Source organism: Streptomyces sp. NPDC001903 (assembly GCF_042891345.1).
Taxonomy (GTDB): Bacteria; Actinomycetota; Actinomycetes; order Streptomycetales; family Streptomycetaceae; genus Streptomyces.
In genome coordinates this window covers 17,072-27,615 of record NZ_JBIASZ010000025.1, presented here as the reverse complement: position 1 = coordinate 27,615, position 10,544 = coordinate 17,072, and the positions used below count along the sequence as shown (strand labels likewise).

The window sequence follows — 10,544 nt, the reverse complement described above, 5'->3', positions numbered from 1 at the left end:
GCCCGCAGGCCGCGTCCGGCATCAGGCCCGGCGGGCAGGGGCGGCTTCGGGCCTGCCCGCAGGATCACACCCCGCACTCCACCGACACCCGCCCCACCAGAGCCACCACCATCACCACCCCGCACAACCGCCTACCGGCGGCCGGAAGCGACGCGCAGGGCGGGCACACGGGGCAGAACAACGAACGGGGCGTCTCAAGGCGCGGGGAGGACGGCCCGCAGGCCGCGTCCGGCATCAGGCCCGGCGGGCAGGGGCGGCTTCGGGCCTGCCCGCAGGATCACACCCCGCACTCCACCGACACCCGCCCCGCCGAAGCCACCACCATCACGCCGCCCGCCGCCCGCCACCCGCCGCTCAGGCCGTCAGCGGCCGCGGAGTCTGCGGACCAGGATGCTCGCGTCGCCGCGGGACTCCAGGTCCGCGAGCACGACCGCCACGGCCTCGCGGACGATGCGGCCGCGGTCCACGGCCAGCCCGTGCTCGCCGCGCAGCACCAGCCGCGCGTGCTCCAGGTCCATGAGCTCCTCGGCGGAGACGTAGACCGTGATCTTCTCGTCGTGCCGTTCGCGCCCGCTGGGCCGGCGGTTGGCCCCGCGGCCCTGGCCCTTGCCCCGCCGGGGCTCCGGGCTGACAGAACCTTCCTGCGAACGCCGGGGTGCGACCACCGACTCCGGCCCGGCCGCCACGGCCTCCCGGCTGCGGCCCTCGCCCGCCGAGCCCTCCGCCGACGCCGCCGCGTGCTCCCCGGCGGTCGACTCCTCCGGGCCCCGCCTCGGTGAGGACGACTGCAGCGCCATCCCCCCGGTCGTACGGAACAGTTCGTCGGCTCCGGGCAGACTCACTCGGCGTGACACCGGGCGAGCACCTCCCTGGCCAGCTGGCGATAGGCGGCGGCCCCGACGGAGTTGGAGGCGTACGTGGTGATGGGCTCGCCGGCGACCGTGGTCTCCGGGAAGCGCACCGTACGGCCGATGACCGTGTGGTAGACGTGGTCGTCGAAGGCCTCGACGACGCGCGCCAGCACCTCGCGGCTGTGCACCGTGCGGGAGTCGTACATCGTGGCGAGGATGCCGTCGAGCTCCAGCTCCGGGTTGAGCCGCTCCTGCACCTTCTCGATGGTCTCGGTCAGCAGGGCGACACCGCGCAGCGCGAAGAACTCGCACTCCAGCGGCACGATGACCTTGTGAGCCGCCGTCAGGGCGTTCACGGTCAGCAGGCCGAGGGAGGGCTGACAGTCGATCACGATGTAGTCGTAGTCGGCCATCAGGGGCTTCAGCGCCCGCTGCAGCGTCGACTCTCTCGCGACCTCGCTGACCAACTGCACTTCCGCAGCGGACAGGTCGATGTTGCTCGGCAGCAGGTCCATGTTGGGGACCGCCGTCTTGAGCAGCACCTCGTCGGCCGACATGCCCCGCTCCATGAGCAGGTTGTAGACCGTCAGGTCGAGTTCCATCGGGTTCACGCCGAGGCCCACGGACAGCGCGCCCTGTGGGTCGAAGTCGACGAGCAGCACGCGGCGCCCGTACTCGGCGAGCGCCGCACCCAGGTTGATGGTCGACGTGGTCTTGCCCACGCCGCCCTTCTGGTTGCACATCGCGATGATCTTCGCCGGACCGTGGTCGGTCAGCGGACCCGGGATCGGGAAGTACGGCAGCGGCCGTCCGGTCGGGCCGATCCGCTCCCGGCGCTGGCGGGCAGCGTCGGGGGCGAGGGTGGCCGCGTACTCGGGGTCGGGCTCGTACTCCGCGTCCGGGTCGTAGAAGTGCCCTTCGGGCACGCTTTCATAGTCGGCGAAACCCACGGGCTTTTCGCCGCTCAGGTCGCCGGCCCTGGAGTTCACGTCTAGGCCGTCCATGCTCTTTTGGGGCGTCGTCATGTGCTGGTGGTTTGCGAAGGTGCGGACCGCGACGGAGCCGACCGCTTCGAGCCCGCCGGATCCTTGGCCCCGGTCTGGCGTCCCTGCTCGACCACCTCCGGGAGCAAATGTCGACTCATTCACAAGTCGTCTTACCTCCTCGGACGTGACCAGGACACTTATCGATAGGTCAGCGTGGCACCATGCCGACGGTTGGCGACTCTATGGCGTGTCACCACTCAGCGGCAACACAATCCGTCGGACCGGCAACGATGTGTCGGCAACCGAACACCACTCTGTCAAGGGCGTCCGGGCCGTCACCGCGAAGTTTCGCGGGTGTGCGAAAGGGTTAAAGGGTTACGTTCGAGGCGAGTTGAGCCCCGCCCGTCCGCACCCCGCAAACGCCTCCGGCCGGACCTTGGGGGCAAGGTCCGGCCGGATACGTGAGATTGACGTCAGTCGTTGACGGGGTCTGACCGATCAGCCGAGCAGCGTGCTCAGCTCGAGGGTCGGCAGGCCGTGCGCCTCGGCGACCGGACCGTAAACGACCTGGCCGTCATGGGTGTTGAGGCCCAGCGCGAGCGCCGGGTCACGGCGCAGCGCCTCGACCCAGCCGAGGTTCGCGAGCTGCACGATGTAGGGCAGCGTGGCGTTGGTCAGCGCGTAGGTGGAGGTGTTCGGCACCGCGCCCGGCATGTTGGCGACGCAGTAGAAGACCGAGTTGTGGACCTGGAAGGTCGGCTCGGCGTGGGTGGTCGGACGGGAGTCCTCGAAGCAGCCGCCCTGGTCGATCGCAATGTCGACAAGGACACTTCCGGGCTTCATCTTGGCGACGAGCTCGTTGGTGACCAGCTTCGGGGCCTTCGCACCCGGGATCAGGACGGCGCCGATGACGAGGTCGGCCTCGACGACGGCCTTCTCCAGCTCGTAGGCGTTGGAGACGATCGTCTTGATCTTCGTGCCGAAGATCTTGTCGGCCTCGCGGAGCTTGTTGATGTCGCGGTCGAGCAGGGTCACGTGGAAGCCCATGCCGATGGCGATCTGCGCGGCGTTCCAGCCGGAGACGCCGCCGCCGATGACCACGCACTCGCCGGCGTGGGTGCCGGGGACGCCGCCCGGGAGCACGCCGCGGCCGCCGGCCGAGCGCATCAGGTGGTAGGCGCCGACCTGCGGGGCCAGGCGGCCCGCGACCTCGGACATCGGGGCGAGCAGCGGGAGCGCGCGGTTCGCGAGCTCGACCGTCTCGTACGCGATGGCGGTGGTGCCGGACTCCAGGAGGGCGTCCGTGCACTCGCGGGAGGCCGCGAGGTGCAGGTAGGTGAAGAGGGTCTGGTCCTTGCGGAGGCGGTGGTACTCCTCGGCGATGGGCTCCTTGACCTTCAGCAGCAGGTCCGCGGTCGCCCAGACCTCGTCCGCGGTGCCGAGGATCTCGGCGCCGGCGGCGACGTACTCCGCGTCCGTGATCGAGGAGCCCACACCGGCGTTCTGCTCGATGAAGACCTGGTGGCCGTTACGGACCAGCTCATGCACGCCGGCGGGCGTGATGGCGACCCGGAACTCGTTGTTCTTGACCTCGCGGGGGATGCCGACCTTCATCGTCGATCACGGTCCTTGGCTCAGGGGATTTTTCGGGGCACTTCCATACATACCCGCCCACAAGAACGCGCAACGGGATGCACCACGGGATGTCGTGGTGAAGCCAGTCTAATGAAGGACGACGCGCTGTCTAGCCTTGCAAACCAATAATCTCAGTCGGAACCACTACGGATTTCGCAGGCTGCGGGGTCGTCTCCCAGCAATCTGTCGGCTGCGGACCGGTGCAGCCTTGCGGCGGCCGGGTCGCCGAGCCGGTCGAGGGTGTCGGCGAGGCGCACCTGGAGCGCGGCCTGAAGCCGCAGGTCCCCGGCCCGGCGCGCGAGCTCCACCGCCTCGCGGCAGGTGTGCAGCGATTCCTCGGGCCTCCCCGCGTACTCCTGGATTCGCGCCATTTCGCTCAATGCCTTTGCCTGGCCCGGCACATCGGCCAGTTTCCGGTACCCCGCCGCGGCGGTCCGCCAGCTGCGCAGCGCGTCCCCGTAGCGGCCCGCGTACGTGTGCACGTTGCCGAGCCGTCCGTACAGCCGGGCCTCGTCCGCCCGCTCCCCGCGCGCGAGGGCCTGGGCGAGGGCCCGGCCGAACCAGTCGGCGGCCCGGTGCCAGTCCGCGAGCTCCTGGTAGGCGCCGCCTACGGATTCCATCGCGCGGCCCGTCGCGTACGGGTCGTTCGCCGCCCGTCCCGCGTCCAGCGCGGCCCGGTAGCGCTCCAGCGCCTCCTGGGTGCGGCCGGTCTCGGCGTCCAGGTCGGCCAGGTTCAGCAGGGCGGCGGCCTGCTCCCGGTGCAGGCCGCGGCGCTCGGCCACGTCCAGGACCAGGCGGTGCAGCCCGTACAGCTCGGGGGCCGCCGCGGCGGTGCCGCGATGCGCGGCGAGGGCCCGTACGAGGGCCGCGACCAGCCTGCGGGCCAGGGTGTCCAGCCCGCCGTCGGCCACGGCCAGGGAGGCGGCCGCCGACAACGCGGGCAGCCGGGTGTCGAGCCACTTGGCGGCGGCCCGCCGGTCGGGGAAGCGCAGCGCTCGCGGCAGCCCCTCCAGCCTCTCCCGTACGTCCGCTCCCTGCGCCCCGTCCTCGTCCGGCTCGGCCATGACCCGGCAGGAGTGCAGCAGCCGTACGGTGCGCTCCAGCATCCGGGCCCGGGCCAGCTCGACCTCGCCGGCGCGCTCCTTGGTCTCCAGCAGGGCCTGGAGCAGCGGTACGAGGCAGCCGGGCAGCAGGTAGAGCCCGTCACAGGCGTGGCGCAGGAGGCCCAGCCCGGCGAAGTCCTCCAGGGTGGACTGGGCGGCGGCCACGGAGCAGCCGGCGAGGGCGGAGGCGGTGTGCGAGTCGACGATCCCGGCGGGGGCGAGCGGCAGCAACCGGAGGGTGCGCTGGGCGGGCTGCGGCAGGGACTCGTAGACGAGCCGGAAGCCGCGGCCGAGCGGCCCGGCGGTGCCCGGCGGCATGTCGTGGAGCTGTTTGGCCACGTCGGAGACGGCGGCCTTGGGGTGCGCGGCGAGCCAGCCGCCGACCAGGGCCAGTGCGGCGGGCTGCCCTCCGCACTCCTCGGCGAGGGTCTCGGCGGCGCGGGGGTCGACGGTGATCCGGGTGTCCCCGATGCGCTGGGCGAGCATCTGGACGCCCGAGGGGGTGTCGAGCCCGCCGAGGGTGCAGGGGCGGACATCCGGAATCCCGGTGAGCGGCCCCTCGGCGGTGATGACGACGAGGCATTCTGGGGTGTCCGGCAGCAGGGCGTCGACCTGGTACGGATCGGCGGCGTCGTCGACGAGCAGGATCGCCTTGCGGTGGGCGAGGGCGGCGCGCAGCGCGGAGCTGAGCTCGTCCTCGGCGGCTCCGGGGGGCGTGGGCTCCCCGAGCCCCTCCAGCAGGGTGCGGATCGCCCGCTCGGTGGTGACGGCCTGCCCCCCGGGGGAGGTGAGGCGGGTGCGCAGGACCCCGTCGGGGTAGTCGTCGCCGACCTCGCGGACGAACTCCTCGGCGAGGGAGGTGCGCCCCGACCCGGGGCGCCCCGCGACGAGGAGCACGCGCGCCCTGGGCGACTTGGCCTTGCGTCCCGAGAGGGTGTCGAGCCCGGTCCGTGCGATGTCCTCGCGCAGCTCCTTGAGCTCACGCCGCCGCCCGACGAAATCCGTCACGGATCCGCTCCTCTCCCTGCCTTCGGGTTGCGAGCGTAGTTCACGCAGAGCGACGACCCGTGTGGAGCGCGGCGGACACATCGCCCAATCGGATCAGCGGATCGTCACACCACGCTCCCGCGGGCCCGGGGAGGGAGGGTCACACCTCGTACGGGCGGGCCGGCCACGGGGTCTGGGCCGGGCGCAGGGCGTCCAGGCCGTCCGGGGCGGCGAGCGCGGCGGACAGTGCCAGGGCCCCCGTCACCAGGCCCGGGTTGCCGAGCCGGCCCTCCAGGACCCCGCGGACCAGGTCCGCGAGCGGGACACGGGCGATCTCCATGTCCGCCTCCTCCTCCGAGACCTCGTACCGCGCCCCCTCCGCCTCGGAGAGGCCGCGCGCGAGGAAGATCCGGATCGCCTCGTCGGAGCCGCCGGGGGACGCGAAGAAGTCGACGAGCACCCGCCAGTCCTCCGCCTTGACGTGCGCCTCCTCGTACAGCTCCCGCTGGGCCGCGTGCAGCGGGTTCTCACCGGGTACGTCGAGCAGCCCGGCCGGGAGCTCCCACAGCTTGTGCCGCACGGGGTGGCGGTACTGGCGCAGCACGAGCACGCCGCCGTCCTCGTCGAGCGCCAGCACGCACACCGATCCCGGGTGCACCTGGTAGTCCCGGCGCACCACCGATCCGTCCGGCATGCTCACCTGCTCCGAACGGACCGCCGTCTTCGCGCCCTCGAACGGGGTCCGTGAGGCGATGACCTCCCACGACTCCCCGCGGTCTGCGATGTCCTTGGCCATGACCCGTACCCCGTACCTTCCGAAAGCGAGACAGAAGACGCGTCGCAAGACGCGCCGGAAACGCGACAGCCGGGGCACTTTCCGTGCCCCGGCCGTCTACGTTATGCGGTCAGACCGTCACTTGGCCTTCGCGGCCTGCTGGCGCTCCACCGCGGCCTTGACCAGGCCGGCGAACAGCGGGTGCGGCCGGGTCGGGCGCGAGCGCAGCTCCGGGTGGGCCTGGGTGGCCACCAGGTAGGGGTGCACCTCGCGCGGGTACTCGACGTATTCGACGAGCTTGTTGTCCGGGGAGGTGCCGGAGAAGACGAGGCCCGCCTTCTTCTCCAGCTCGCCGCGGTAGGCGTTGTTGACCTCGTAGCGGTGGCGGTGGCGCTCGTCCACGTACGCCTGGTCGCCGTAGACCTCGCGCACGATCGAGCCCTCGGCGAGCTTCGCCGGGTACATGCCCAGGCGCATCGTTCCGCCCAGGTCGCCGGCGCCCTCGACGAAGGCCAGCTGCTCCTCCATGGTCGAGATGACCGGGTGCGGGGTGGAGGCGTCGAACTCGGTGGAGTTGGCCTCCGCGATGCCCGCCAGGTTGCGCGCGGCCTCGATGACCACGCACTGCAGGCCCAGGCACAGGCCGAGCAGCGGGATCTTGTTCTCGCGGGCGTAGGTGATCGCGCCGACCTTGCCGTTGACACCGCGGTCGCCGAAGCCGCCGGGCACGCAGATCGCGTCCACGTCGCCGAGCACCGCCGCGGCTCCCGCCGGGGTCTTGCAGTCGTCGGAGGTGACCCACTTGATCTGGACGCGGGCCTTGTTGGCGAAACCGCCGGCGCGCAGCGCCTCGGTCACCGACAGGTACGCGTCCGGCAGGTCGATGTACTTGCCGACGAGCGCGACCTTGACCTCGTGGTCGGGGTTGTGAACGCGGTCCAGCAGGTCCTCCCAGACCGTCCAGTCCACGTCGCGGAAGGGCAGGTCGAGCTTGCGCACGACGTACGCGTCGAGGCCCTCGGTGTGCAGCACCTTCGGGATGTCGTAGATCGACTTGGCGTCGATCGCCGCCACGACGGCCGCCTCGTCCACGTCGCACATCAGCGAGATCTTGCGCTTGATGGAGGTGGGGACGTCGCGGTCGGCGCGCAGCACGATCGCGTCGGGCTGGATGCCGATGTTGCGCAGGGCCGCGACGGAGTGCTGGGTCGGCTTGGTCTTCAGCTCGCCGGAGGGGCCGATGTAGGGCAGCAGCGAGATGTGCACGACGAAGACGTTGTCGCGGCCGACCTCGTGGCGGACCTGGCGGACGGTCTCCAGGAACGGCAGCGACTCGATGTCGCCGACCGTGCCGCCGACCTCGGTGATGACGACGTCGACGTCCTCGGTCGCCATGCGGCGGATGCGGTGCTTGATCTCGTTGGTGATGTGCGGGATGACCTGCACGGTGTCACCGAGGTACTCGCCGCGCCGCTCCTTGGCGATGACCTGCGAGTAGACCTGGCCGGTGGTGACGTTGGCCGAGCCGTCGAGGTCGACGTCGAGGAAGCGCTCGTAGTGGCCGATGTCCAGGTCGGTCTCGGCGCCGTCGTTGGTGACGAACACCTCGCCGTGCTGGAAGGGGTTCATCGTGCCCGGGTCGACGTTCAGGTACGGGTCGAGCTTCTGCATGGTGACCCGCAGGCCGCGCGCCTTGAGCAGCGCACCCAGGCTGGAGGCCGTCAGGCCCTTGCCGAGGGAGGAGGCGACACCCCCGGTGACGAAGATGTGCTTGGTCGTCATGGCTGTGCTCGCCAAGAGGGGGCTCCCGTGGTCGCGAAGTGAAGTGCGGTGCTTCCGGCGCCGACCACCATCGAACCGGAGGCTCTCAGGGGGCGCCGAAGCTGCGGTTTCGGGGCTCCTGATTCGCACAGGCAGACCACCGGTCCACGGGGTACCAGCCTATCAGCGCCCGGGCCCGTCCGCCTCCGGCCACGCGGCGCCACGACCGCTCGACGCAGCGCCACCGGCCGCTGCGGGGCCGGTCACGCCGACATTCGCCCAGGTCACCCATTCGGACTAGACACATTGTCCTCAGACTTCAGGAGATCACTAGGGTGCCGTCATATCCTGCTCGGATATCGCATCACATCGCCGCCGAGCAGTCCGGCAGACGGCGTAACCCGGCCGCATCCGGAATCATGAGCTCAGTGCGGGGATCCACACCCACGGGACCGCGCAACCGCGCAATGCAAGCGCCCTTCGGGGCGGACGTGGCCGTTCGACTGGGAGATCTAACGTGTCCGGGCGCATCGAGGATTACGCACTGATCGGGGACATGCAGACCGCCGCGCTGGTCTGCCGGGACGGATCGGTGGACTGGCTGTGTCTGCCCCGTTTCGACTCCCATGCCGTCTTCGCGAGCATCCTCGGAACGGAGGATCACGGCTTCTGGCGCATCGGCCCGGCGTTCCCCGGGGGCGCCGAGGCCCCGGCGGCGACGCGCCGCCGCTACCAGGGCGACTCGCTGATCCTGGAATCGGAGTGGGACACGCCGCGCGGCACGGTCCGCGTCACGGACTTCATGCCGCCGCGCGAGGACCACGCCCCGCAGCTGGTGCGCATCGTCGAGGGGGTCAGCGGGCGCGTCCCGATGCGCTCCGCGCTGCGCATGCGCTTCAGCTACGGCCGGGTCGTGCCCTGGGTGCACAAGGTCGACGGGCGCACCGTCGCCGTCGCGGGCCCCGACTCGGTCTGGCTGGACACCGACGCGCAGACGTACGGCAAGGACCTGACGACGTACTCCGACTTCACCGTCGGCCCCGGCGACCGCAAGGCCTTCTGCATCAGCTGGCAGCCCTCCCACAAGGGCGCCCCCGACACCCCCGACGCGCAGGAGGCGCTGGCGACCACCGCCGCGTTCTGGCGCGAGTGGGTCGACCACTGCACGTACCACGGCCCCTACCGCGAAGCCGTGATCCGCTCCCTGATCACCCTCAAGGCGCTCACGTACGGCCCCACCGGCGGCATCGTCGCCGCGCCCACCACCTCCCTCCCGGAGGAGATCGGCGGAGTCCGGAACTGGGACTACCGCTACACCTGGCTGCGCGACGCCGCGATCACCCTCTCCTCGCTGCTGCGCACCGGCTACCGCGAGGAGGCCCAGGCCTGGCGCGAGTGGCTGCTGCGCGCGGTCGCCGGGGACCCGGAGAACCTGCAGATCATGTACGGGATCGCCGGCGAGCGGGAGCTCGGCGAGACCGAGCTGGACTGGCTGCCGGGGTACGAGAACTCCCGGCCGGTCCGGGTCGGCAACGGCGCCGCGCACCAGCTCCAGCTGGACGTGTACGGCGAGGTCACCGAGGCCCTGCACCTGGGCCACATGACGGGCCTGGCGCGCAACGACTACGCCTCGGTGCTCCAGCTGAAGCTGATCCGCTACCTGGAGGAGCACTGGGACCAGCCGGACGAGGGCATCTGGGAAGTGCGCGGCCCGCGCCGCCACTTCGTGCACTCGAAGGTGATGGCCTGGGTGGCCGTGGACCGCACGATCAAGCTGATCGAGAGCGGCGACGCGGACGGCCCGCTGGAGCGGTGGCGCGAGATGCGCGACGAGATCCACCAGGACGTGTGCGAGAAGGGCTACGACAAGGAACGCAACACGTTCACCCAGTCGTACGGCTCGAAGGAGCTGGACGCCTCGCTGCTGCTCATCCCGCAGATGGGCTTCCTGCCGCCGGACGACAAGCGGGTGATCGGCACCATCGAGGCGATCCAGCGCGAGCTGTCGACGCCCGACGGGTTCATCCTGCGCTACCCGACGACCGGCGACGAGGCCGGCGTGGACGGCCTCGAGGGCGACGAGGGGGCGTTCCTCGCCTGCTCGTTCTGGATGGCGGACGACCTGGCGATGATCGGCCGGGTCGACGAGGCGCGCCAGCTGTTCGAGCGGCTGCTGGCGCTCCGCAACGACCTGGGGCTGCTGGCCGAGGAATGGGACCCGCGGCTCCAGCGCCAGGTCGGCAACTTCCCCCAGGCCTTCAGCCACGTCCCCCTGATCGACACGGCGCTGCGTCTGACGGCGAGCGGGGCGTACGGGGGCTGAGTCGGCCGCACCGGCTGCGGGGGCGGGGTGCGGCGCGCTGCGTCCGGCTCCGCCGCGCCCCCGGCAGCGGCCCCGCCTACGCTGGAGTGGTCGTATGCCTCCTCCGGAAGGAGGGCCGCTGCC

Annotated in this window: 7 protein-coding genes; 1 reads left to right on the top strand and 6 read right to left on the bottom strand. The window is 71.3% G+C overall.

The features are described from left to right. Positions 1 to 362: 362 nt before the first annotated feature. The 6 genes from ACFYZS_RS36320 to ACFYZS_RS36295 all read right to left on the bottom strand — a co-directional run bounded on the left by ACFYZS_RS36320 (position 363) and on the right by ACFYZS_RS36295 (position 8,119). Positions 363 to 854 (bottom strand): hypothetical protein, encoded by a 492-nt coding sequence (locus ACFYZS_RS36320; protein WP_389022493.1) that lies wholly within the window; start codon positions 852 to 854, stop codon positions 363 to 365. Further along, on the bottom strand, positions 839 to 1,876 hold the full coding sequence (locus ACFYZS_RS36315) for a ParA family protein (protein ID WP_389022490.1): 1,038 nt from the start codon (positions 1,874 to 1,876) through the stop codon (positions 839 to 841). Before ACFYZS_RS36315 ends, ACFYZS_RS36320 begins: the two co-directional genes overlap by 16 nt. 459 nt (positions 1,877 to 2,335) lie before the next feature. Beyond that, a complete protein-coding gene (ald, locus tag ACFYZS_RS36310) occupies positions 2,336 to 3,451 on the bottom strand; it encodes an alanine dehydrogenase (protein ID WP_389022487.1) in 1,116 nt (371 codons plus the stop codon). A gap of 152 nt (positions 3,452 to 3,603) precedes the next feature. Continuing rightward, entirely contained in the window at positions 3,604 to 5,664 is a 2,061-nt protein-coding gene (locus ACFYZS_RS36305) for a tetratricopeptide repeat protein (protein ID WP_389022484.1), read from the bottom strand. A 58-nt stretch (positions 5,665 to 5,722) separates the two neighbouring features. After that, positions 5,723 to 6,358 carry an NUDIX domain-containing protein gene (locus ACFYZS_RS36300; RefSeq protein WP_389022481.1) on the bottom strand — a complete coding sequence of 212 codons (636 nt, stop codon included), beginning with the start codon at positions 6,356 to 6,358 and terminating at the stop codon, positions 5,723 to 5,725. A 117-nt stretch (positions 6,359 to 6,475) separates the two neighbouring features. Next, positions 6,476 to 8,119 carry a CTP synthase gene (locus ACFYZS_RS36295; protein WP_389022478.1) on the bottom strand — a complete coding sequence of 548 codons (1,644 nt, stop codon included), beginning with the start codon at positions 8,117 to 8,119 and terminating at the stop codon, positions 6,476 to 6,478. A 535-nt stretch (positions 8,120 to 8,654) separates the two neighbouring features. Between ACFYZS_RS36295 and ACFYZS_RS36290 the strand changes: the two genes are divergently transcribed. Further along, a complete protein-coding gene (locus ACFYZS_RS36290) occupies positions 8,655 to 10,421 on the top strand; it encodes a glycoside hydrolase family 15 protein (RefSeq protein ID WP_389022654.1) in 1,767 nt (588 codons plus the stop codon). Positions 10,422 to 10,544: the final 123 nt, after the last annotated feature.

Excerpts from the sequence above, each read along its gene's own strand:
- ACFYZS_RS36300 (WP_389022481.1), bottom strand. The coding sequence starts at position 6,358 with ATGGCCAAGGACATCGCAGACCGCGGGGAGTCGTGGGAGGTCATCGCC.
- ald (WP_389022487.1), bottom strand. The coding sequence starts at position 3,451 with ATGAAGGTCGGCATCCCCCGCGAGGTCAAGAACAACGAGTTCCGGGTC.
- ACFYZS_RS36295 (WP_389022478.1), bottom strand. The coding sequence starts at position 8,119 with ATGACGACCAAGCACATCTTCGTCACCGGGGGTGTCGCCTCCTCCCTC.
- ACFYZS_RS36315 (WP_389022490.1), bottom strand. The coding sequence starts at position 1,876 with ATGACGACGCCCCAAAAGAGCATGGACGGCCTAGACGTGAACTCCAGG.
- ACFYZS_RS36305 (WP_389022484.1), bottom strand. The coding sequence starts at position 5,664 with ATGTGTCCGCCGCGCTCCACACGGGTCGTCGCTCTGCGTGAACTACGC.
- ACFYZS_RS36290 (WP_389022654.1), top strand. The coding sequence starts at position 8,655 with ATGCAGACCGCCGCGCTGGTCTGCCGGGACGGATCGGTGGACTGGCTG.